Annotated in this window: 25 protein-coding genes; all 25 read right to left on the bottom strand. The window is 30.5% G+C overall.

Going from position 1 to position 23,185, the window contains the following annotated elements; all coding sequences use genetic code 11:
* Positions 1-72 precede the first annotated feature (72 nt).
* Positions 73-909, bottom strand: a complete 837-nt coding sequence (locus ACAG39_11205) for a helix-turn-helix domain-containing protein (protein MEZ0537799.1) — start codon at positions 907-909, stop codon at positions 73-75.
* Positions 910-1,045: 136 nt separating this feature from the next.
* A complete protein-coding gene (locus ACAG39_11200; protein ID MEZ0537798.1) occupies positions 1,046-3,223 on the bottom strand; it encodes a hypothetical protein in 2,178 nt (725 codons plus the stop codon).
* A gap of 20 nt (positions 3,224-3,243) precedes the next feature.
* Positions 3,244-5,331 carry an RND family transporter gene (locus ACAG39_11195; protein MEZ0537797.1) on the bottom strand — a complete coding sequence of 696 codons (2,088 nt, stop codon included), beginning with the start codon at positions 5,329-5,331 and terminating at the stop codon, positions 3,244-3,246.
* A gap of 109 nt (positions 5,332-5,440) precedes the next feature.
* Positions 5,441-5,761 carry a hypothetical protein gene (locus ACAG39_11190; protein MEZ0537796.1) on the bottom strand — a complete coding sequence of 107 codons (321 nt, stop codon included), beginning with the start codon at positions 5,759-5,761 and terminating at the stop codon, positions 5,441-5,443.
* Positions 5,758-6,294: a hypothetical protein gene (locus ACAG39_11185; protein MEZ0537795.1), complete on the bottom strand. Its 537-nt coding sequence runs from the start codon at positions 6,292-6,294 to the stop codon at positions 5,758-5,760. Before ACAG39_11185 ends, ACAG39_11190 begins: the two co-directional genes overlap by 4 nt.
* A 13-nt stretch (positions 6,295-6,307) precedes the next feature.
* The gene (locus ACAG39_11180) at positions 6,308-6,571 is read right to left on the bottom strand and encodes a hypothetical protein (protein ID MEZ0537794.1); all 264 of its coding nucleotides are present in this window, start codon (positions 6,569-6,571) and stop codon (positions 6,308-6,310) included.
* Between the two features lie 15 nt (positions 6,572-6,586).
* Positions 6,587-7,975, bottom strand: coding sequence for a DUF342 domain-containing protein (locus tag ACAG39_11175; protein MEZ0537793.1), 1,389 nt, complete (start codon positions 7,973-7,975; stop codon positions 6,587-6,589).
* Positions 7,976-7,985: 10 nt separating this feature from the next.
* The gene (locus ACAG39_11170) at positions 7,986-8,723 is read right to left on the bottom strand and encodes a FliA/WhiG family RNA polymerase sigma factor (GenBank protein ID MEZ0537792.1); all 738 of its coding nucleotides are present in this window, start codon (positions 8,721-8,723) and stop codon (positions 7,986-7,988) included.
* 21 nt (positions 8,724-8,744) lie between these two features.
* The gene (locus ACAG39_11165; GenBank protein MEZ0537791.1) at positions 8,745-8,927 is read right to left on the bottom strand and encodes a hypothetical protein; all 183 of its coding nucleotides are present in this window, start codon (positions 8,925-8,927) and stop codon (positions 8,745-8,747) included.
* A 15-nt stretch (positions 8,928-8,942) separates the two neighbouring features.
* On the bottom strand, positions 8,943-9,425 hold the full coding sequence (locus ACAG39_11160; protein MEZ0537790.1) for a chemotaxis protein CheD: 483 nt from the start codon (positions 9,423-9,425) through the stop codon (positions 8,943-8,945).
* 6 nt (positions 9,426-9,431) lie between these two features.
* Positions 9,432-10,049 (bottom strand): chemotaxis protein CheC, encoded by a 618-nt coding sequence (locus ACAG39_11155; GenBank protein MEZ0537789.1) that lies wholly within the window; start codon positions 10,047-10,049, stop codon positions 9,432-9,434.
* A 2-nt stretch (positions 10,050-10,051) separates the two neighbouring features.
* Entirely contained in the window at positions 10,052-10,474 is a 423-nt protein-coding gene (locus tag ACAG39_11150) for a chemotaxis protein CheW (protein ID MEZ0537788.1), read from the bottom strand.
* A 26-nt stretch (positions 10,475-10,500) separates the two neighbouring features.
* Complete coding sequence (locus ACAG39_11145) at positions 10,501-12,495, bottom strand: chemotaxis protein CheW (protein ID MEZ0537787.1); 1,995 nt, start codon at positions 12,493-12,495, stop codon at positions 10,501-10,503.
* 15 nt (positions 12,496-12,510) lie between these two features.
* Positions 12,511-13,191 carry a flagellar brake protein gene (locus ACAG39_11140; GenBank protein ID MEZ0537786.1) on the bottom strand — a complete coding sequence of 227 codons (681 nt, stop codon included), beginning with the start codon at positions 13,189-13,191 and terminating at the stop codon, positions 12,511-12,513.
* Between the two features lie 28 nt (positions 13,192-13,219).
* Positions 13,220-14,134 carry a MinD/ParA family protein gene (locus tag ACAG39_11135; GenBank protein ID MEZ0537785.1) on the bottom strand — a complete coding sequence of 305 codons (915 nt, stop codon included), beginning with the start codon at positions 14,132-14,134 and terminating at the stop codon, positions 13,220-13,222.
* Complete coding sequence (gene flhF, locus ACAG39_11130) at positions 14,131-15,252, bottom strand: flagellar biosynthesis protein FlhF (protein ID MEZ0537784.1); 1,122 nt, start codon at positions 15,250-15,252, stop codon at positions 14,131-14,133. Before flhF ends, ACAG39_11135 begins: the two co-directional genes overlap by 4 nt.
* A 2-nt stretch (positions 15,253-15,254) precedes the next feature.
* Complete coding sequence (gene flhA / locus ACAG39_11125; GenBank protein ID MEZ0537783.1) at positions 15,255-17,291, bottom strand: flagellar biosynthesis protein FlhA; 2,037 nt, start codon at positions 17,289-17,291, stop codon at positions 15,255-15,257.
* Positions 17,288-18,391: a flagellar biosynthesis protein FlhB gene (gene flhB, locus ACAG39_11120; GenBank protein ID MEZ0537782.1), complete on the bottom strand. Its 1,104-nt coding sequence runs from the start codon at positions 18,389-18,391 to the stop codon at positions 17,288-17,290. The genes flhA and flhB overlap by 4 nt, the downstream gene beginning before the upstream one ends.
* Positions 18,391-19,170, bottom strand: coding sequence for a flagellar biosynthetic protein FliR (fliR, locus tag ACAG39_11115; protein ID MEZ0537781.1), 780 nt, complete (start codon positions 19,168-19,170; stop codon positions 18,391-18,393). The genes flhB and fliR overlap by 1 nt, the downstream gene beginning before the upstream one ends.
* Before the next feature lie 14 nt (positions 19,171-19,184).
* Positions 19,185-19,454 carry a flagellar biosynthesis protein FliQ gene (gene fliQ / locus ACAG39_11110; GenBank protein ID MEZ0537780.1) on the bottom strand — a complete coding sequence of 90 codons (270 nt, stop codon included), beginning with the start codon at positions 19,452-19,454 and terminating at the stop codon, positions 19,185-19,187.
* Positions 19,455-19,466: 12 nt separating this feature from the next.
* A complete protein-coding gene (gene fliP, locus ACAG39_11105) occupies positions 19,467-20,225 on the bottom strand; it encodes a flagellar type III secretion system pore protein FliP (protein MEZ0537779.1) in 759 nt (252 codons plus the stop codon).
* A 17-nt stretch (positions 20,226-20,242) separates the two neighbouring features.
* The gene (locus tag ACAG39_11100) at positions 20,243-20,614 is read right to left on the bottom strand and encodes a flagellar biosynthetic protein FliO (GenBank protein ID MEZ0537778.1); all 372 of its coding nucleotides are present in this window, start codon (positions 20,612-20,614) and stop codon (positions 20,243-20,245) included.
* Positions 20,615-20,631: 17 nt separating this feature from the next.
* A complete protein-coding gene (locus tag ACAG39_11095) occupies positions 20,632-20,994 on the bottom strand; it encodes a response regulator (protein MEZ0537777.1) in 363 nt (120 codons plus the stop codon).
* 66 nt (positions 20,995-21,060) lie between these two features.
* Positions 21,061-22,197 carry a flagellar motor switch phosphatase FliY gene (fliY, locus tag ACAG39_11090; GenBank protein MEZ0537776.1) on the bottom strand — a complete coding sequence of 379 codons (1,137 nt, stop codon included), beginning with the start codon at positions 22,195-22,197 and terminating at the stop codon, positions 21,061-21,063.
* Positions 22,194-23,180, bottom strand: coding sequence for a flagellar motor switch protein FliM (fliM, locus tag ACAG39_11085; protein MEZ0537775.1), 987 nt, complete (start codon positions 23,178-23,180; stop codon positions 22,194-22,196). The genes fliY and fliM overlap by 4 nt, the downstream gene beginning before the upstream one ends.
* Positions 23,181-23,185: the final 5 nt, after the last annotated feature.

Raw genomic sequence — 23,185 nt, 5'->3', positions numbered from 1 at the left:
TTTGATTTCTTTGTTATTTATTTTATTTTACTTTCATTTTCTTTATTTTTCTTTAATTATCTAAATTACTCTTTAGTTTTGTTTGTTTCTGTATTGTCTTGGGCTTACACCAATATATTTTTTAAATATATCATTAAATCTTTGAATACTTGAAAAACCACAAATAAGTGCAATCTCCCCTATTTTTAGGTTCCCATTCAAAAGATACTCTTTCGCCTTTTCAATCCTTTTTGATAATAAATAGTCTTTAGGTAGCATTTTGAACTCTTTTTTAAAAATTCTACACAATGCACTTTCTGATATGTAATATTGACGTGCAATCATTCCTATACGCAGATCCTCTTGATAGTTCTCATCTATAATTTTTTTAACCTCTTTTGCTATCATTGTGCTGTCCTGAAGTGCTTTATTGCTAAACTTTTTAACCTCACGAGTTATGTAAACAAATAGCTCAAGTATCTTTAGATGTTGCAAAACACTTTCTTTGTTATTTTTTGCCTCATTCAACATATGTTCCAAGCATAAGAAAACATCACTTTTTTTTCGAACTTTGAGATTATAATAGCTTTGCTTATGTTTATCAATTTCAAATATAAAGCCATAAATTTCATAAAGTTGGTTCATTTTGAGCCTATATGATTCCTTTATATGGAATCCTAAAACTATAAATTCTGCTTTAATATTCCCTATAACCTCAAACTTATGCCTTGTATTTGGCTTTATTATTAATATCTCACCGTTTTTTAGGTTTACTGTTTCATCTATTATGGTAAACCTAAGTTGGCCTTTTTTGACATAAACAAATTCATAGTTCTCATGCTCGTTGTAATCCATTGACCAGGAATTATCATGTACTCTTTCAATAGTCTTAACAATAACTGGCATAATACTATATAGTTCATCAAGCATTCCACAATACCCTCGACCAAAGTAATATTAGATATAGCTTATCATATTGTGGACAAAAAAAACAGTACCTATATTAGCCAGTGAGCCAGTGGGGAACCTTCCCCACTGGCTCGCATGGGAGCTTGCACTAATGTTATTATGCTCCTATGTGAAGAAGTTTTTTTAGCCACTGCCAGAATGTGAGTTTCTTTTCTTGTGTTGCTTGTGGCTTTTCATTTGTAGCTTTTTCTTCCTTCTTTAATTCTTCTGTTTTTATTACAAATTTTACTTCTCCATTCATTCCATCACTTATGCCTGTATATGTTTTGTATTCATTTGAAAATTTAATAAGTTCATCTTTTAGTATTTTTACCTTATCAAGCCCAACAGTTAGTTCTTGAGATTTTTTATAAAGCTCATCAATACCTTCTTTATTAAACTTCTCAATATTATCACTTAAAGTTTTTGAACCTTCTGTTAGTTTTTTTGAACCATCTAATAAAAGCTTTGATTTGTCATTCAAAAGATTTAAATTTTCATAAAACTTTTCAAACCCATTCTTGTACTGCATAAAGCCATTATTTAATTGTTGCATACCATTTGATAATTTATTTGCTCCTTGAGATAATTTATCAAATCCATTTCCTAATGAAGATATGTTACTATTTATCAAATTACCACCAGCAATTAGTTTTTTACCATTTTCATTAAGTTGTTTTTGTCCTTGTTCAATCTTACTTACATTTTCAGATATTAGATTCATGTTTTGTGAAATAGCCAAAGAACCTTCATACAGCTTCTTATTTCCATTTTCAAGCTGACTCAAACTTGTATTAATCTTTTCTGAACCTTCCTTTACCTGCTTTGCACCAAGTGATAATTTATTTAATCCTTCAATCATAGCATTGCTTGAAACAACTAAGTTTTGCAGCCCTTCCTTCTCTTTTTGCAAAGCAGCATCTAACTTGTTCATAGCATCAGCAATTAATTGAACATTCTTAAGAGGTTCTATCATCTTTTGAATGGTATCTATACCAGAGATAAGTAAGTTTATCCCTTCAAGCTCTTTCTTTTTACCATTTAGAATTTGTTCTATCCCTGAATCAAGATTAGCAACACCTTCATTTAATTGGCTATGTCCATTTTTTATTGCTGTTGTTGCATCTAATGACTGCTTAAGTCCTTGTGTAAGTTCATTTTGCTTTTGTCCTAAAATATTAACACCATCAAGAAGCTTAGATGTTGAATCATTAAGGGTTTGTGAACCATAAACAAATTTATAAACACCATCTGTATAGTCCTTAATCCCACCAATTAGCTTGGGTGAGTTTGTTTTTAGTTCATCAATACCATTTTTAAGCTGTAATGCACCTTTATTGGCTTCATCTATACCTTTTGATAAGTTAGTTGTCCCATCCTTTAATTCTTTAGATGCAGCTGTAAGTTTATTAAGTCCATCTACAAACTTTGAAAGGTTTAAATTAAATTCCTTTTGACCATTGCTAAGTGTAACTGAACCTTCTGCTAATTTATTGCTTGCATCCTTAAGATCTTCAATTCCTTTTTTAAATTCATCGAGTGAGTCTGTTTTAAGATTATCAAGCGTAGGAACCTTATTAACAACTGTAAAGTATATTGAACCAAGTTCAAAATCTTTAACATCAGATTCAATAGAAATACTATTAGGTAAATCTATTATCTTATTAAATTCATCAGAAAGACTTAGGCTTTCTTTTAATCCTGGGAAAAGCACTGAAGCTACTGCTTGATTATTCCCATCTGAAATTAATTGCCCAAAGTTTGATTTTACATTTTTGAATTTGTCAACTGGCATATTTAAAAGGCATGCTACACTAAATGGAATGTAGATTGTCCTTCTTTCATTTTTAATTAAAACATCTTTTTTAAGGTTATTAATAACATTAATAGTTATTTTCAAATGCCCGCTTTTACCTAACAACTCTTTGTATGAAATCTCTTTGCCATCTAAAAAATATCTTACTTTAATGCTAAAAGGTAAATTTAATGGTGCATTACCTTGATAGAACAAGTCATTACCCTCTAAATTCCACTTAAGATTTTGACCATCTATAATAGGATTTTGCTCACCTTTAAGATTAACAATATTAGTAAGATTCGATTTATCATCAATAGTTATATTAGGAAGGTCAGAATGAATCCAATCTGTAACAATACATTCTTTTGCATTTCCATCTGGATCTAAGATAGCATAAACTGTTTCATCCTTTTTAATATTTGTATTTGCAAACACAACAGTAGTTAAAAATGAAAATACCAACATTGTTGATAATGCCCTTATTAATTTTTTTTTCATAAAAATCCCTCCTTATTTTATTATACCGTTTCATATTCTTCTTTTATAGTTTTTTGCCAGCCACGTGTTGTTTTACTTATAAGCCCTTCAAAAAGAACTAATAAGGCTGGTAACAAATAGATTATTACAAACATACTTATAAGTGCACCACGTGATAGCATCAAACAAAGGGTTTTTATCATATCAATCTGTGCAACAATAGCAACTGATAATGTAGATAAACAAAATGCTAATGCACTTGTTACAATTGACCGTGATGATGCAGAAATTGCAACCTTAATTGCTTCAATCTTGTCTAGCCCATTTCTTAACTCCTCTCTAAATCTTGTTGTTAATAATATTGCATAGTTTACTGTGGACCCTAATTGTATTGTCCCAATAACAATTGAAGCAATAAAAGGTATTATCTTGTTTGTATAATATGGTATCGACATATTTATAAATATTGCAAGTTCTATTGAGCCAACTAAAATAACTGGTATTGATATAGATCTAAATGTAAGTAAGATTATTAAGAATATTGCAATTATTGATACAAAATCTACCCTCTTGAAGTCAACCTTAGCTATTTCAACTAAATCCTTTGTTAAAGCTCCTTCACCAGCAACAATTGATTCCTTTGAGTACTTTTTTATTATTTTATTTATCCTATCAATCTGTATATTAGCCTCATTTGTTGCAGCCTTATATAAAGAATTAACTAATATAAGCTTATAACCATTGGCTTCAAAGTTTTCTTTTAATGTTTCAGGAATAAAACTTGATGGAATGCCTCCACCAACAAATTTCTCAAATGCTAAAACCTTGGTAACACCACTCACATTTTCAATTTCAGAACACATTTTATTTATACTTCCATTAGAAATATTATCCTTTACAATAATCATATGAGTTGTTGTCATATTATAGTCTTTTTTCAATTTGTCAGTAGCTTCAACAGATTTCAATGTTTTTGGTAATGAATCAATAAGATTGTAATATACTTTTGTATTGTTTGCACCATATATTGCAGGAAGTATCAGAAGAATCATCAAGGCTACTAAAAGATGATAGAATTTAGAAACAAATTGTGCTGTCTTATTAAATGTTGGAAGAATATTAATCATCTTAACCCTATCTATCAGCTTATCAAACAGAAGAATAAAGGCAGGAAGTATAGTAATTGTTGAAAGAACCCCTAAGAATACCCCTTTTGCCATTACAATACCAATATCTACTCCAAGCTTTAGTTTCATAACACAAAGTGCTAAAAAACCGGCAACAGCTGTTGCAGCACTACTTCCAATTGCTACAATTGTCTTTGAAATGGCCTCTGCCATTGCTTCATTTGTATCTTGGAATTTTTTCTTTTCCTCTTCAAACCTATGAAGTAAGAATATTGAAAAGTCCATTGTAACACCAAGCTGTAAAACCGCTGCAAGTGATTTTGTTACATAAGATATTTGTCCTAAAAATCTGTTAGATCCTAAGTTATATATAATTGCTATACCGATACATAACAAAAATATGAATGGAACAATAGGTGATTCCATAGTAAAAGTTAATAAAATAAATGAAAAAACAACAGCAATAATAACATAAATAGGTGTTTCTCTATCCGAAATATCCTTTGTATCTTTTATAATTGCTGACATTCCACTAAGATATGAACTTTTATCCATGATTTTTCTGATTTCCCCAATCGCTTTTTGAGTAGACGCTGATGATGGGGAATCCAAAAACTTAATTAGTAAAAGAGTAGAATCAGAACTATAAAATGTTGATCTAATCTCCTCTGGTAACATGTCATTAGGTATTGAATTATCAACAATATCATCAATCCAGATTACCTTATCAACCCCATTAACTTTTGAAATTTTATCCTTTATTTTTTTAATATAATTTGGATTGTTATTTTGAACTATTAGCATTGATAATGATGCCTGTTTAAAGTCCTTGTCTAATATCTCTTGTCCTTTCATAGAATCCAGGTTTTTCGGAAGATAGGTTAAGATATCATAGTTTATCTTTGTAGTAAAAAAGCCATATAATGCTGGAATTAGTAGTAATATAGCTATTAGAACAATAAGTTTTTTATGTTTCGCAACAAAAAATCCAAAGTTTTTCACTTATGTCACCTCCAAAAATTATGACTATTAGTCATTTATTACATTTATTATTATAATCAAAATTGACTGATAGTCAATATATTTTATAAAAAAAGAGAGGCTTTGCCTCTCATTGACTATTATAAACTGCATCTAAGATTTCATCATATGTCATGCCTTTGTCAAAGGTTACATTCTTATCTTTTATAATCTTATATTGCAATTTATGGCTTTTAACATATCCAATAAATGAATTTCTATCTTGAATTACAGAGTTCCTAAAAAGTGCATCAGCAAATTCATTTAAATTATCTGTTGTATAAATCCGGATGGTATTCTGTAAATTTCCTTGTCTATATGAGATATCATTTTTGAATATTATATAAAAAAAGATTGAACATAGTATCCACCCTATGCCAATCCCTAAAAGAATCAATTTATATCCTTTCACTTATCTTTGCCTCCCATTATTCTAATAGCAAGCCTTACCTCACCTTTGCCAAGTGAAAGTTTACTTGCAATTTGATCTATATCCATTCCACTTTGGTAAAGATCTAATACCTTTTTGTACTTTTCTTCAATCTTACTCACTTTTATTTCAGGCATGCTTTCTTTCTTTGTATCTTCATCAACTTTTCCCATGTTCTTTACTTCATTTTGAGAAGTATACTGCTTTTCAATATTATTAACTTCAGTTGAAATCTCATCTTGTTTTTTTACTTGATTTTCTTTTGTTACCGTGCTCAGCATTTCTAATGCCCATTTTGTTTTATTTTCTATTCTATCAACAATATATTCTCCAAAGGCATCAATCTCTTCAATTGTTTCATTTGCTTCCTTAAGAAGATTATCCAATCTATTTATGTTATATTCACTTTGTAAAATAATTTTTTCACCTTTTTCAAGATCCTTTTTTATTGAAAAAAGAGCAAATACTATTATAGTAATCCCAAAAAATATTGATAAGATAATATATCCATCCATAAGTTAAACCTCTCTAAATTCTAATATCAAAGCCCTTCTTTTTTTTCTCTTCTTTCTTCTTTTTTTGATTTTGTTCTTTCTGCTTTTCATTTATTTTAACTTGGCTTACCTCATCTTTTGCATGTATACTTTTTAAATTATTATCTATCCTATTTTGATTTTTATGAATCAAATCTTGTTTTTGCAAATTTTCTTTCTGTTGCTCTGCATAAACTATCTGTGAAACCTCTGTTGATTTTGGAAGAAGTATCTTAGCATCAATAGGTCTTAGATTCATAATAAACACCTCAAATTATTTGTAGGGTTCAACTTTTATATCGGCTTCATCTCTGTAAAATTTACAAAATTTCATCTCTTCTTTAATATATTTGCATACTGTTCCAATAGTAATTTTGGTGCCTGGATATATAACTTCAGATACTTTAATAATACCCTCGTTTCTTTCATCTAACTTCTTTTCAATATCTTCAAATTCTTTAGTTAACGATTGTAATCTTTCATTTGAAATAATCTTGGAACGCGTAAATTTAGCTAACATCTCTTTTTTGTCATCTGTTAACATATTTACTGCTTCTAATTTTTTGAGAACTTCTATACCCTGATCACATTTTTTAATATTTTCTTTTAGCTCCTGTATTTCTTTTTTAATTGTGTGATATCTATCAAGCATCAGTGGGTCAATCCCAACCTCTATCTCAGTAGTAGTAGATAAAAGTGATCCAATTACCTTTGCATCAACCTCTTTCCCAACCTTGCAAACACCACCAACAATTGATGCCTTTCGCCCTATTAGTATTAGTTTGTTACCACAGTTCACTGTACTATTTACAATTGCCTCTGCTTGTATATCGTTTTTAGCAGATACATAGGCGTTTTCAATAAACTTTGCAAAAATATTATTACCAGCAGTAACCTTACCTTTCCCCATTCCAGTAATTCCTTTATGTAAGATAACATCGCCCTTTGCTTCTATTTCTGAAGCTTCAACAATTCCTTCTATCTCAACATTACCTTCTGCAAATATCTTAAATCCTGAAAGTACACTACCATGGACATGAACATTCCCAACAAAGTTTATATTACCTGTGGAAATATCTACATTTGAATTAATTTCTAATGTATTTAAAACTGTAACTTTTCCTTCGATAAATGTCACTTGTCCATCACAAGCTGCCTTAAGTGTTTTCCCAGCATCACTTATATATGTATTCTTGCCTCTTGGTAAGGCTAACTTCCTTGGTTTTGGAGCCTTTAAAACAATACCCAAAACGTCCATCCCATCTTGACCGTCAATTGCATCAACTAATGTAGCTAATATATCATCCTTTCTAACATTTTGAACAATTCCTAAATCTTTGTAATCAACTCTCCCATCCTCAAGTTCCTTAGGTTTCAAGTCCTTTTTAATCTCAAAATGATAAATTATTTTTGAATCAATACCTTTTTGTGGAAATTTGCCATTAGCTACTACAATTGGTGAATCAAAAACTGGATTTTGAATAAGTCTATTTATTGCATCTTCGTCAATCCCATAAACAATTCTATTTTTAGATAAAGCTTGCTTAACATTTTCGGCAGACAAATCAACCCCATTTTCTGATTGTAATAATAAAACCATAGCCTTCATTCTATCTGTTGTAACCATTGTTTTTATGTCAACTTTTATGTTATTTAAATTCATAATTTCACCTTCAATTAAAGTATTGGTTAATCTTGCCTCTTAGTTTCATAAGTGATCTTGTATGAAGTTGACTTACTCTTGATTCAGATATTCCCATAATTTTGCTAATTTCTTTAACTGTAAGCTCTTCAAAATAGTACAAGGTAATAACCATTCTTTCATTTTCATTTAGATTATCAATCTCTTTTTTAAGAATACTTTTTAGCTCATCATTTTCTATAAAATCCTCTGGTTGGTTGGTAAAATCATAAATACTTCCTATTTTAACTTCACTGTTCTGTTCAATGTAATTATCTAGTGATATAATCATGCCTGAACTGACTTTTTCTTGTATTTTAGATAATTCCTCTAATGAAATATTAAGTTTTTTTGCTACTTCTTGATCGGTAGGTTTTTTACCCTCATTTTCCAAGTCTTGATATGCCTTTTCTATCTCTTTAGCCTTTTGCCTAATGCTTCTTGGAACCCAATCAAGACTACGGATGTTATCTATTATTGTTCCTTTTATTCGAAGATATGCATATGTTTCAAATTTAACACCTTTATTTACATCATATTTTTCTATCGCATCTAAAAGACCTAAAGTCCCATAGCTTATCAAATCATCATATTCAACATTTGTTCCAAAATACAATGAAAGTCTACCTGCAATAATTTTAACAAGAGGCATATATTTTAAAATAAGCTCCTCTTTAAGTTTTGGATCTTTTGTTTGAATATACTGTTTCCACAATGTAGCCTCTTGCATAAAAAATCCCCTACCCTAAATCTATTTATCATCATCTTTCAATATATCTTTTATAATTTTACCACTTCCATATAGAACTACTGATACAGCAAAAGTAACTATAAAAGTATATTCACCAGATTTTCGTAAGTTAATACAAAGAATAAATATAATAAATCCTCCTATAAGTGCTAATAATTCCGGAATGATATTAACTACTTTCAAGCTTGCCTACTCCTCTTAGATGATTTTTACCCCTCTCCCTATTGTTTTTATTTCTAATCTCCCATCAGTTGAATAAAAAGTAATAGTCCTACCATAATTACCTCCAGTATCCTCTGATATAATCTTTATCCCATTTTCATCCAATACCTCTTTTGCTGCTTCAACATTTCTTTTACCTATATTCATAAACTCACTCTTTACAACATTAAACATCTGAGCTCCACCAGCCAACTTTGCTATCATAAACTTCTTTTGTGCACCTATCTCTTCCATTTGATTTAAAAGCAGTGGAATCCCCGTATCAGCATATTTAGCTGGATTTGAGCTAATCTTGGAATCTCTACTGTATGGTAACATTATATGTATCATTCCAATAATCTTTGCCTTTGTATCATATAAACATACTCCTACGCATGAGCCAAGGCCTAAAGTTGTTAATGCATCAGGCTCCCGTGCTACATTTAAGTCTGCCATTCCTACTTTTATTATAGTATCCATCATCCCTTATGCTACTCCTAACGCTTTTAACATTTTTGTATATGAATCTATAGTTGGTATTAAAAAGAAATCAGCTATAATTTTGCTATCACTTTCGAAAATTTCTGTTTCAATATACAATGCAACATCACCAGATTCACTAAACTGTAGAGCAGGAAATGAGAGAATTGCTCCTGCCATATCTTCAGCTAATTGTGGAACCGATTGAGACATTGTAAAATTAGTAAGTTTAGATAATGCAGTCAAATATGAACCTGCTAATATATTCCCTATTTCTTGTAGTGCAGATTTTTCAATCTCAGTAAATTCCTCATATCCATTTAGTGATTTGCCAAGGAGCATATTCACTAAAACATGTGCAGAAGCTTGAGATAGTACAAGCAAAATAAATCCTTCTATATCTCCTTCAAGATTAAGTAGTATACCTACTATTGGGATATCAGCACCACCTAAAATCTCAGGTACCTCTGTTATATCAATCATCTTTACAGTAGGTACATTCATATCAATACGTTTACCTATCATAGTGGCTAAAGCAGATACTGCGTTCCCTGTTCCGATATTTCCTATCTCTCTTAATACGTCTAAATATATATCATTTACATCATTATAAGAAAAGGCCATGCTTAGACCTCCTCTTTTTTATCAAATAGTATTTCGTCAATATTTATAAGATTTATTAATAAATCATTGTATTTTGCTACTAAAAATTGGAACTCATTTTTATCCTTACTAACAGGGTCTATATCCTCTTTATTCAAAAATACAACATCATGTATTTCATCTATTATCATTCCAACTTTTGTATTGTTCTTATAGTTTATAATAATAATCCTTGTATCATCATCAAATTCCTTCATTTCAGTGTTTAATCTTTCTCTTAAATCAATTACTGGTACAATTTCACCTCTTAGGTTTATAACACCTTTAACAAAAGTTTTTGCTTTTGGCACCCTTGTAATTGGCATTAATCTTTCAATACTTTCTAAATATTCAATTGATATACCATAATATTCTGTTGATAACTTAAAAATAAGATATTGTTCCATTTATATTCACACTCCTTGCATTTAGGCTAAATGCCTAAAAAATTAGGGTCAAGTATCATTGCAACACTTCCATCTCCAAGTATTGTTGCACCAGAAACAATTCTGATATCCTCTAAATACTTTCCTAATGGCTTTATTACTATATCCTGCTGCCCTAATAGAGAATCTACAATAAGTCCGGTAAGTTTTTCCCCTCTCTTTAATACAACAACTATCATTTTTTGTTTGTCTTCCACTTCTTCTATATCAAGTATTGTTCTAAGTCTCTTTATTGGTATAACCTGATTTCTAAGCATTATTATCTCTTTATTTTTCTGAAGCCTTTGAATATCCTCTTTGTTAATATCAATAATCTCTTTTATTGATGCAAGAGGAATTGCATACATTTCGTCCTTTACCTTAACAAGAAGTGCTTGTATTATTGCAAGTGTTAATGGTAGTCTTATAGTAAATCTGGTCCCTTTATCCTTTTCAGTCTTTACTTCAACAATTCCACCAAGTTGCTCAATTTTAGTTTTAACAACATCAAGGCCCACACCTCTACCAGAAAGGTTTGTAACCTTTTCTTTTGTACTAAAACTTGGTAAGAAGAGTAAATCAATAATTTCTTGTTCTGTCAAATCTGTTTGTTCAATTTTTATCAAACCTTTTTCTATAGCTTTATTTTTAACTCTTTCTATATCTATTCCTGCTCCATCGTCCCATACCTCGATTACTACATTATTCCCATCATGATATGCATCAAGCCTTATTGTCCCCGATCTTGGTTTTCCTTTTTTAATCCTTTCTTCTGGCATTTCTATCCCATGATCTGCAGAGTTCCTTAGAAGATGAATTAATGGATCTCCTAATTCATCAACTATTGTCCTATCAACCTCTGTATCTTCACCAGTGATAATTAGTTCAAACTCTTTATTAAGCTCCCTCGAAAGATCTCTCATCATACGTGGAAATCTTGAGAATACCCTCTCAACAGGCACCATTCTAACTCTCATAACAGCTTCATGAAGACTTGTTGTAATTCTTTCAAGATATTCAATCGACTCGTCAAATGTTCTATCGTTGTATCGTTTTGCAACACCATCAATTCGGCTCTTTATGATAATAAGCTCACTCACGAGGTTCATCAAAACATCTAATCTTTCAATATCCACCCTAACTGTTTTGCTTGTCTTTGCCTGTGAAGAAACTTTTTCTTCTTTTGAAGTTGGTTTTTGCTCCTCTTTTTTTGATTCTACTTGAACTACCTGTGTGCTATTTTCTTCAACTTTATAATCCATTCCATCTAATTCTATAGAAATAGCTAAAACCTCTTTTATCTCAGCAATTGAAGAAAGCCTCTTTTTTATTGCATCCATACTCTCTTTGCTAATTAATATAATCTCAAAAGAAAGATCAAATTTCTCATCTTCGATGTCTTGGACAGATGGATTAGACTTTATTATTTCTCCAAATTCTTCAGCGGCTTTAAAAACAAGATAAGCACGGGCAGATTTTAGTAAGCATCCGTTATCAAGTTCTATCTTAAATTTATAGGCTTTATAGCCTTGTTCATAGGCTTTTTTTATTGTCCTAATTGAATATTCATCGTATTCATTTAAATCTTTAGAAGATAAATTTTTTTCATCATTAGGTTTGGGGGCATTAAGAATTCTATTTAATTCATCAATAAGGTCACTATTATCATCAGTGCCTTCTTTTTCTGTTGCAATAATTGTACCAAGATATGTATCAATAGCATCTACTGCTTTAAAAAGAATATCCATTATATTGCTATTAATTTTAAGATTTCCATCACGAGCTGCAGAAAGTACATTTTCCACAGCATGAGTAAGCTTTTGCATTCTTGTGAAATTCATTGTACCTGCCATACCCTTAATAGTGTGAGCAGATCTAAATATCTCATTTATAACTTGGCTATCCTCTGGATTTTCTTCAAGTCTTAATAGATTATCATTTAAGCTTTGTATATGGTCTCTGGTTTCTTCAATAAACATATTGAGGTATTGGGACATATCCATGACTTTTTCACTCCTTTAAAATATTCCTTTTTGTCTCATTTTCTGTTGTTCTTTAAATATAAACTTTACAATTTTATCGATAGCCGTATCCTGAGCGTCAAAAAATTTGCAAGCATATTCGTATTTATATGCTTTTGATTCAAGCCTTTCTTTTCTAAGCACAACTCCTTTTAAAGTCAATTCCTCATTATCTATATTAATTTTTATTACCACTTTTGTACCTTTTTCAAACTCTCCATCAGTCAAAAAGCACACGCCACCACCACTTAAATCTTTTGTAAGTGCTTTTATAAGTTTTCCGTTTACATACTGTCCATCGGAACTCTCTTTCTGTTCATCTTCTAAATGTTTAATCTTTATATCTAAAGAGATAGGAAGTCTATAAAACATCCTTCTTTGTATTTTTTTTATCTCAGATAATGGTTTTACAACTATCATGTAATCAGGTTCTTTAAGCCTATCAACAACCTCTGCTTCAAATACCCATACACCGTCCCTCGTAGAACGATATATTCTTAAAACTTCATCAATAAAAAAGGTTACATAAACACTTTCTTTAATTGGGGTAAAAATATATATCATTGAATCTTTAATATCTGCTATTTTACTAACATATTGTGTTGGCCTTTCTTCCCATGTTCTTTTATCAATCCTAGTTATTTCAATCTTAGATCCAATTTTGAATACCTGCTGCAATTTAATTAACCCCTTTCAGTCTACAAAATCATTTCTTTAGTAATATATTTAACAGCCTTTTTATTCCTCCTACTTCCTCATTATTAATATTACCAGAAATTTTTGATGCAATATTTCTTACCTGTCTAGAAACATCACATTTAGGATTATATAGTATTACAGGAGTCTGATACAAAACAGCTTTTGAAACAATATCATTGTGTTCTATATAACCTAAATATTCGACATCTTTCTGTAAAAACCTCTTAATAACATTGTTAAGCCTTTGATGAACTTCAATTGCTTCTTGTTGGTTTTGTACCCTGTTAATAATTAGTGAAATCTCTTTTTCTGGCATTTTGTTTATAATTGCTTTTATTATAGCATAACCATCAGTAATAGCAGTAGGTTCAGGTAAAGTTACAACAATAACTTGGTCTGCAGCTAATACAAATGATAAAACATTATTGGATATTCCAGCACCTGTGTCAATAATTATAAAATCAAAGCTATTATCTATCATCTCAAAGCATTTAATTAATTCTTGTATTTTCTCTTGATCTATTTGTGCTAGATCTATTAATCCTGAGCCTCCTGAAATAAACTTAAGTCCATTAGGCCCTTCTTCAATAATCTCAGAAATATCTTTTTCCCCATAGATAACTTCTCTTAGGTTCCATTTAGGGCTATTTCCTATTAAAACTTCAATATTAGAAAGACCTAAATCTGCATCAATAATAAGTACTTTTTTATTTAACTCTATAAGTGCTAGTGCTAAATTAACAGATATATTGCTCTTACCAACTCCGCCTTTGCCACTTGTTACCGATATTACTTTTGCTTTTTGCTTTGGTAAATTTATGGTCCCTTCTTCAATATTTTCTTGTTGATTTTGGATATTGAACTTTGACAATAATCCTTTATTTTTGATTAGGTTTCTTAGATTTTGGGCTTGATCATTCATACACTCTGACTCCCCATTATGAGTTTTGAAAACTTCTCAGCATCAAACTCCTGTATATCATCAGGAACATTCTGCCCTGTTGTTACATACGATATTGGCTTCTTTGTAAAATATTTTATGTTTAAGATGTTCCCATAGCTCGAACATTCATCAATTTTTGTAATAATTATATTGTAATGATTCAGAAAACTATATTTATCTATAATATCCTTTAAAATATTGGGGCTAGTTGTTATATTTAATAATAGATAAATTTGGTTGGGTATTGCTATCTCAATAAAATTCTTTAATTCATCCATATGTTGATCATTTTTATGGCTTCTACCGGCTGTATCTACAAGAATATAATCAAAGTCTTTTAATTCATCAATTATTTGTGGATATTCGTTTGCGTCATACCATACTTTAGTTTTTATACTCATAATCTCAGCATAAGTTTTGAGCTGCTCTACTGCTGCTATTCTATATGTGTCTGCTGTAATAAATGCTACGGTTTTGTCATATTCATAAATAAGTTTTGCTGCGATTTTAGCAATAGTGGTGGTTTTCCCAACACCAGTAGGTCCTACAAAAAATATGACATATGGTTTTTTATCGGCTTTTGTATCTAAAATTTCAACAGGTTCAAGTTTGTTTTTTATATTTTTGTAAAGACTATTTATTATGTTGTTTATCGATTGTGATGAATCAATTTCTTTTATAATGTCTTCAATTATTTCTTCTTCAACACCATTTTTCTTTAGATTTTGCTTTGCAATATCAATAAAGCCTTTCTTTTTTGCTTGGTTAGCTTGTGGAGTTTCTGTAATCTCTTTTGAGATATTTAAAATGAGCCTTTCAATTTCTTCTATTCTTTTTTCTATTTTATCAATATTTTTCAAATCTTCTGTTTCTTCTTTTTTATCTTGTATATCTTTATTATAACTCTTTTCTAAAGGATATGGATTTTTTTCTTCAAAAGCGGCTGTAACCTCAATAAGTGGTTTTTTAAAAAACCCTAATAAACCTTTTTGTTTTATTTTTTTTGTAGATAGAATAACAGCATCTTTTCCTAATTCAGATTTTATCCTAATCATTGCTTCTTGCATATCATTTGCTATATAACGTCTTATCTTCATTTCTATACTTCCACCATCCCAATAGTCTTTATCTGAACGTTAGACATAATTTCGTTATATGAAAGAACCACAACATCCGGAAAGAAGTTTTCAATAAGCCTTCTAAAATACAATCTTACAACTGGTGAACAAATAACAATTGGCTGTTGAGACTTTGTAACAAGCTTTTCAAGTATATTGCTAAAGTTATTAATAAGTCTTTGGGCATAATTGGGTTCTAAATTTAAAAAACTCCCTTGTTCTGATTTTTGTATGGAATTTATTATAGTATCTTCAATTTCAGGTGATAATGTAACTGCCTCTGCAATATCTCCTTGAATATATTTTTTAGTTATATATCTTTGCATACTTTGCCTTACATATTCTGTTAATATATCAACATCCTTAGTAGTTGGTGAATAATCAGCTAGTGTTTCTAGTATGGTTACCATATCTCTTATACTTATTCTTTCCTTTAAGAGATTTTGCAAAACTTTCTGAACCTCGCCAACACTCATAAATTTAGGTATAAGTTCATCAACAAGTACAGAATTTGTTTCTTTAATATTATCAATAAGCTTTTGAACATCCTGCCTTGTCAAAAGTTCATGTGCATACTTTCGTACAATCTCTGTTAAATGTGTAGAAATTATTGAAGGAAGATCAACAACTGTATAACCTAACATCTCAGCCTTTTCCTTCTGATGAGATGGTATCCATATGGCATCAATACCAAATGCTGGTTCTTTCCCTGGAATTCCATCTATTGGCTCAGTGACAAACCCAGGATTTAATGCAAGGTAGCTATCTGCCATAAGCTCTGATCTCGCAACTTCAACACCTTTAATATTTATTACATATTCATAAGGTCTTAGAGAAATGTTATCTCTCAATCTTATTGTTGGCACAATAATTCCAAGTTCTAATGCAACCTGTCTTCTTATCATTACTATTCTTTCTAATAGGTCTCCACCTTGAGATGTATCAGCAAGAGGTATTATCCCATAACCAAATTCCACTTCAATTGGGTCAACATGTAATAAATTAACCACATTTTCAGGCTTCTTTAATTCTTCTACCTCTTTTTCTTCTATCAGCTGTTCCTCAACTGTTTCAACTTTTTTCAATGTTGAATTAACCTTTACACCAATTGAAATAAGACCTGCACCAAGCAATATAAGTAAAAGTTTTGGCATAGTAGGTATAACAGAAAGTAACAAAATCACACCGCCAGCAGTCATCAAAACCTTTGGTTGACTTTCAAAAAGCTGTCTAATAAGGTTATTTGAAAGATCACTTTCATCAGCTGCCTTAGTAACAACAATTCCTGTAGCTGTTGATATCAAAAGTGCAGGAATTTGTGCCGCTATACCATCACCCACAGATAGAAGCATATACTTTTGAACAGCTTCAAGGATGTCCTCTTGCCTCATTGCAACACCAATTATTAGCCCACCTAATGCATTAATAAATGTTATTAAAATAGCAGCTATTGCATCACCTTTAACAAATTTACTAGCACCATCCATAGCTCCATAAAAGTCTGCTTCTTTTTGTATTTTCATACGCCTATTCTTTGCTTCTTGTTCGGTGATTAATCCTGCATTTAAGTCGGCATCAACAGCCATCTGTTTCCCTGGCATAGCATCAAGTGTAAATCTTGCTGCAACTTCTGATACTCTTTCAGCACCTTTTGTAATAACAATAAACTGAATTATTATAATGATAAAGAATATAATAATACCAACAACAATGTTTTCACCAATTACATAGTTGCCAAAAGTGTATACTATCTTTACATTCTCACCATTGCCCATAAGAATCTGCCTTGTTGTTGATATATTGAGTGCAAGTCTTAAAAGTGTTGTAAAAAGAAGCAACGAAGGAAAAACTGAAAAATCTAATGCCTCTTTTACATTAATACTATTTAGCAAAACAATCAATGCAATAGCAAGATTAAGTGCAATTAAAACATCCAAAAGTTGTGCTGGTATTGGAAGTATAATTGTCACAACTATTACTATTGCAAAAATAGAAACCATTGATGTTTTTAATCTCATCTATTTTTCACCTTCTGGTAGTTATTAAGACTATAAATATATGCTAATACCTCTGCAACAGCTTGATATAAGTCTTTTGGTATTAAATCGCCTATTTCACACATTTTATATAAGCTCTGTGCTAAAGGTTTATTTTCTACTATTTGTATATTAAGTCTTTTAGCCTCTTCTTTAATTTTTTGAGCAACATAATCCTTCCCTTTTGCTATAACCTTTGGAGCTTCATATTTATCTGGATCATACATAATTGCGACAGCATAATGGGTTGGGTTTGTTATTACTACATCAGCTTGTGGAAGTTGCTGAAACATTCTTTGTAGTGATATCTTCCTTTGAACCTCTTTTATTTTTGATTTTATCTGCGGATTCCCTTCTGTTTGTTTATATTCTTCTTTTATCTCTTCTTTGGACATCATAAGTTTCTTTTCATATTGCTGTCTTTGAAATATAAAATCAATAATAGCTATCCCAAAAAACATTATTGACATCCACAAAATCACATTTATAATTGAAGTAAATGCTAAGTTTATAATACTCATAATATTTAGTTCAGACATTATAAGTAAATCTTTTGCAAATGACTGTGTATATGAATATGCAACATAACCGATTATAGTAACTTTAAATAATGACTTTATAAGCTCGATAACCGAATTTATCGAAAAAATCCTCTTAAATCCTTCAAGAGGATTTATTTTATTAAAGCTTATTCTCAGTGACTCGGTTGAAAACAAAAAACCAGTTTGAAAGCTTTCTAAAAGCAATGCTGTTACTAATAATATTGTTGCAATTGGCAAAACTGCTTTTAAAATTGAAAATAATGTTGTAGTTAAGTATTGGTATAATACATTTTTATCCTCTATCTTAATATTTAGATTTGAAAATGAATATTTAGTAAACTGATTAATTGGACTTATTATCACTCCCTTTAAAAACTTTATAGAAAGTACAGAAAAGAGAAGCAAAAAGGCTGACGTTACCTCCCTACTTTTTGGCACCATACCTCTTTTTCTGGCTTCTTGCCTTTTTTTGGGAGTTGCTTTTTCAGTTTTACTTGAGCTATCATCTGCAAAATATTGTATATCAAATAATAGTTTCACTAAATCATCCCTTTCAGGACCTCAAACATATAAATTCCTATCTTATCAATAAGAACCAAAATCATTTTACTGAAAAATGGTAATAATATTACCAAAATAAGTATACCTATTATTATTTTAAGAGGCAGTCCTACCATAAAAACATTCATTTGAGGTACTGCCCTTGATAAAACACCTAAAATAATATCTACAACAAGCATACTGAGAAGTATTGGCAAGCTAATTTCAATCCCAATTACAAAAAGCTTTATGAATATTTCAAGAAAGTGAGAAATAAATATTTTAGAAATACTTAACCTTCCAAATGGTATAATCTTGTAGCTATAAAATATACCCCTGATTAATACATGATGTGCATCTGTAATAAAAAACATTAGCAGCATTAACATATATAAAAAATTACCGATTAATGGAACTTGAATCTCGCTCATTGGGTCAATAACATTTGCCACACCAAAACCAATTGATGTATCAATTATCTGGCCAGCAAGTAATATTGTTGTAAAAACAATATAGGTAATAAACCCGACTATTAGTCCAACTGCAAATTCTTTTATAACTAAAAAAGAGTATTGTATTATATCTTGAGGAACATCATATTTAAAATTAAACATAAAAAAAACAGCAATACTTGTAAAAAAAGCAAAACCAATTTTAAAATAAGCTGGTATATTTCTTCGACCAAAAATAGGTGAAGCAATAAAAATACCACTCATTCTAACTAAAATAAGAAAAAAAATCGAGGCATTGTTTAAAGAAACATTTATTATGTAGTCCATTATGATCCCTATTTCTATTTAATAAATTGATTTATATTTATTAGAAGATATTTTGTAAATTCAACTGCTTTGTTAATCATCCATGGCCCAAATATTAACAAACTTAATGCAATTGCTATTAGTTTTGGTATGAAGGTAAGTGTCTGTTCATTAATTTGGGTGGTGGCTTGAAATATTGATACTGCTAATCCAACGATAAGCCCTATCAAAAGTAACGGCCCTGCAATATAAAATGCAGTCAAAATTGCTTGTCTAGTTATCTCCATAACAAGTGAGGTATCCATAAATATCAGCTCCTATTTAAAACTTGTAACAAGTGACTCAACAACAAGCCCCCAACCATCAACCAGTATAAATAGCAAAATCTTAAATGGTAATGAAATCATAACAGGTGGTATCATCAACATACCCATTGACATAAGTGTACTTGCAACAACAATGTCAATAACTAAAAAGGGCACATAAATGATAAATCCCATTTCAAACGCAGTTTTAAGTTCACTAATAACAAACGCTGGTACAACAACATGTATTGGTAATTTTTTTATATCAGTATTGTTATCAATCTTTCCTAAATCCATAAAAAGTTTTAAGTCTTTAGAACGAGTATTTTTAAGCATAAAATCTTTTATTGGCGTTTCAGCCCTTTTCAATGCTTCTTGTGATGTTATTTGTCCCTTAGTATAAGGTACATAACTCTGGTTATAGATATTTGTCCCAACAGGTGCCATAATAAAAAAGGTTAAAAATAGTGCAAGTCCTATAAGTATTTGGTTTGGTGGCATCTGTTGAGTTCCAAGTGCATTCCTTACAAATCCTAAAACAATTAGTATTCTTGTAAAAGAAGTCATTAAAATAAGTATTGAAGGTGCTAACGATAAAATGGTTAAAAATATAATAATCTGTAACGTAGTGCTCACATCATTTGGTTTTGTAGAATCACCCAAAGATAAATTTAAGCTTGGTGCTGAGAAAACTTTATCAAATTTTAATAATACTACTACATTAATTAAAATTAATGACGATAAAATATAAGTAAGAGGTTTTTTATTCATTTTGGTATCTCCATCTATTAATGGTCTTTGAAATTCTCATAGAGCTTTTCAATCTTATCTTTCATTTTACTTTTGCTTATATTTATATTGTTTATGTTATTCTTTAGTATATTATCAAAAGGTTCTTCTTTGATGTTTATTTCTTTCTTGTCAAATTCTTTCAAAATTGAAATGTTCTTTTGGGTCCTTGATAAAAGTAAAACCTTATCAAAGACCTCAACAAGAATAAGAAGACTATCAGAAGAAAGAGGTAATGTCTCAATAATTTTTATATTTTCACCTTTTCTTCGTGATACCTTCTTACTTAGATATTTGCTTGTGAAATACGATAAATAAAGAATTATTGCAAAAAGAAGAATACCAAAAAAAAGTTTAATAAATTCACTCATAATTATTTCACCTTAATTTAGCCTAAAACCTTTTTAATTGCTTCAATAATTCTATCTGCCTGAAATGGCTTTACAATAAAGTCTCTTGCTCCAGCTTGAATTGATTCAATAACCATCGCTTGTTGACCCATAGCAGAACACATTATTATTTTGGCTTGAGGGTCAATCTTTTTTATCTCTTTTACAGCCTGAATGCCATCCATTTCAGGCATTGTAATATCCATCATTACAAGATCTGGCTTTAGATCTTTATAAAGTTCAACTGCTTTAAGACCATTTTCTGCCTCACCAACTACTTCAAATCCATTCTTTTGCATAATATCTTTTAACATCATTCTCATAAAAGCTGCATCATCAACTATTAAAATTCTTTTTGCCATTATTTTCTCTCCTTTTCTTATGAATTAAATAAATAAATTTATTTTTTAATATCATATATCAATATTCTATAATCTATTAGCCGGATTTACAATATCAGTTATTCTAACACCGAAATTCTCGTCAATAACTACAACCTCACCTTTTGCAATAACCTTCCCATTAACTAAAATATCAACTGGCTCACCAGCTAATTTATCCAGTTCAATAATGGTTCCTGTTGAAAATTCCAATATATCCTTAATTAACTTATTAGTTCTACCCAACTCAACAGTAATCTCTAAAGGAACATCCATCAAAAGATCGATATTTTCAGGATACTTCAAATTATTTTCTTCACCAAATGATTCAAACTGCACTGGTGAGACATTTACAACAGGTTGAGGCTTCTTTTCTTGTTTTGGTATATTTGATTTTGGTTTTTGGCTCTGGTAATTATTAATACTTTCATAAGATGTCTTATTTTCTTGAGGTTTTTGTTCAATTACCTCATTAATATTTGGAGACTCACTCTCAACCATTTTAGGCCCACCCGAAAATGTACTTTCAAACATAGCATTTACTAATTTCTTTGCGAAATCAACTGAAATAAGCTGCATTATCTGGCTATCAATTAATTGGCCAATTGTCATTCTGAAGGATATTTTTACTATATCACTTACATTTGTAAATTCAGGTATTAATTCTTTCGCATTATCAGTAAAATCAATAATAAAGGCTTCTGGCGGGTTAATATCTATCTTTAAACCTAGCAACGATGAAAGTGATGTTGATGCAGAACCAACCATTTGGTTCATTGCCTCTTGAATAGCTGATAGCTGTAAATCAGTAAGTTCATCTGTTATCTCAATTTTCCCATCTCCACCCATCATAAGGTCAGCAATTATCTGAACATCTTCTTTTTTAAGTATCAAAAGGTTTATTCCATCAAGTCCTTCTTTATATTTAACCTTAATTGCTACATATGGTGATGGAAATTCATTAGGTAAATCTTCCCACTTCAAAACCTGAACCTTTGGTGTTGTAATATTAACCTTTTGATTTAACAACAAATTAAGGGTGGTTGCTGCTGTTCCCATAGAAATATTACCTATTTCACCAAGAGCGTCCTTCTCATTATCAGAAAGGTCAATATCTTGGCTTCTACTATTATCTATTCCTCTTAAAAGAGCATCAATTTCATCTTGTGATAGCAAATCGCTCATACTGTTTCCTCCTCTTCCACCCTTGTTATTTTTACAGCAAGTCTTCCATCTTTCTTGCCTGGTACTCCATGATACTTAATCTTGTTCCCAACTCTTATTTCAATCTCTTGATTTTTTCTTGTATCTAATTTGATAACATCTCCAATTTGAAGCTCTAAAAATTCTCCTACAGTAATTTTAGAAGTTCCTAATATTGCTCTTACAGGTATTTTAGTTTTTAAGAGCTTTTTATGGATCATCTCTTTGGTCTCTTCTGAGGTCTCTTTTGCGGTTGATGAAAACCAATACTTTGTAGATAATTTAGGCATTATTGGCTCTATAACCATATGTGGAATACATATATTAATAAGCCCCTCAACTTCTCCAATCTTCATTGTTATTGTTATTAATGCTATTGTTTCATTTGGAGAAACTATTTGTGTAAATTGAGGGTTTGTTTCAATTTTTTCAAGCCTTGGCCTTATTTCAACAACATTTTCCCAAGAATCTCTAAGATATCCTATTATCTGATTTAGCAACCTTTCGAGTAGAACAATCTCTATCTCAGTAAATGTCCTTATTTTATCCACGCCTTTCCCAAATCCACCTAATACCCTGTCAATAATTGAAAAAGCAATCTCTGGTGACATTTCGTAAACAATGCTACCTTTCAAAGGTGCAATATTTACAATACCCATTACAACAGGGTTAGCAAGGGAGTTGCTAAATTCATAATAAGTAAGTTGTTCAACTGATAATACATCCATTTGGACAATAGATCTTAGATATCCAGACAAAAAGGTGGTTACAATTCTTGAATAATTCTCATGTATAATTTGCAATGTTCTAAGATGGTCTTTCGCAAACTTACTTGGGCTCTTAAAATTATAGGTTCTAATCTTTTTATCTTTTTTGGGTTGATTTATCTCTTCTAGTTTAACATCACCTGATGTAAGCGAACGTAAAAGCTCGTCTATTTCGCTTTGTGATAATACATCACCCATTTATC

It is taken from the genome of Caldicellulosiruptoraceae bacterium PP1, assembly GCA_041320695.1.
Classification (GTDB): Bacteria; Bacillota; Thermoanaerobacteria; order Caldicellulosiruptorales; family Caldicellulosiruptoraceae; genus JBGGOQ01.
The sequence above is the reverse complement of the archived record's forward strand: the minus strand, read 5'-3'. Positions and strand labels throughout refer to the sequence as shown.

Coding starts and splice junctions, on each gene's coding strand:
- fliM (MEZ0537775.1), bottom strand. CDS start 23,180: ATGGGTGATGTATTATCACAAAGCGAAATAGACGAGCTTTTACGTTCG.
- ACAG39_11155 (MEZ0537789.1), bottom strand. CDS start 10,049: ATGGCCTTTTCTTATAATGATGTAAATGATATATATTTAGACGTATTA.
- ACAG39_11180 (MEZ0537794.1), bottom strand. CDS start 6,571: ATGAATCTAAGACCTATTGATGCTAAGATACTTCTTCCAAAATCAACA.
- ACAG39_11100 (MEZ0537778.1), bottom strand. CDS start 20,614: ATGAGTGAATTTATTAAACTTTTTTTTGGTATTCTTCTTTTTGCAATA.
- ACAG39_11175 (MEZ0537793.1), bottom strand. CDS start 7,975: ATGAATTTAAATAACATAAAAGTTGACATAAAAACAATGGTTACAACA.
- ACAG39_11170 (MEZ0537792.1), bottom strand. CDS start 8,723: ATGCAAGAGGCTACATTGTGGAAACAGTATATTCAAACAAAAGATCCA.
- ACAG39_11095 (MEZ0537777.1), bottom strand. CDS start 20,994: ATGGCAAAAAGAATTTTAATAGTTGATGATGCAGCTTTTATGAGAATG.
- ACAG39_11200 (MEZ0537798.1), bottom strand. CDS start 3,223: ATGAAAAAAAAATTAATAAGGGCATTATCAACAATGTTGGTATTTTCA.
- ACAG39_11150 (MEZ0537788.1), bottom strand. CDS start 10,474: ATGGAACAATATCTTATTTTTAAGTTATCAACAGAATATTATGGTATA.
- fliY (MEZ0537776.1), bottom strand. CDS start 22,197: ATGAGCGATTTGCTATCACAAGATGAAATTGATGCTCTTTTAAGAGGA.
- fliR (MEZ0537781.1), bottom strand. CDS start 19,170: ATGGACTACATAATAAATGTTTCTTTAAACAATGCCTCGATTTTTTTT.
- flhF (MEZ0537784.1), bottom strand. CDS start 15,252: ATGAAGATAAGACGTTATATAGCAAATGATATGCAAGAAGCAATGATT.
- ACAG39_11135 (MEZ0537785.1), bottom strand. CDS start 14,134: ATGAATGATCAAGCCCAAAATCTAAGAAACCTAATCAAAAATAAAGGA.
- ACAG39_11185 (MEZ0537795.1), bottom strand. CDS start 6,294: ATGGATGGATATATTATCTTATCAATATTTTTTGGGATTACTATAATA.
- ACAG39_11160 (MEZ0537790.1), bottom strand. CDS start 9,425: ATGGATACTATAATAAAAGTAGGAATGGCAGACTTAAATGTAGCACGG.
- flhA (MEZ0537783.1), bottom strand. CDS start 17,291: ATGAGATTAAAAACATCAATGGTTTCTATTTTTGCAATAGTAATAGTT.
- fliQ (MEZ0537780.1), bottom strand. CDS start 19,454: ATGGATACCTCACTTGTTATGGAGATAACTAGACAAGCAATTTTGACT.
- fliP (MEZ0537779.1), bottom strand. CDS start 20,225: ATGAATAAAAAACCTCTTACTTATATTTTATCGTCATTAATTTTAATT.
- ACAG39_11145 (MEZ0537787.1), bottom strand. CDS start 12,495: ATGGATATGTCCCAATACCTCAATATGTTTATTGAAGAAACCAGAGAC.
- ACAG39_11205 (MEZ0537799.1), bottom strand. CDS start 909: ATGCTTGATGAACTATATAGTATTATGCCAGTTATTGTTAAGACTATT.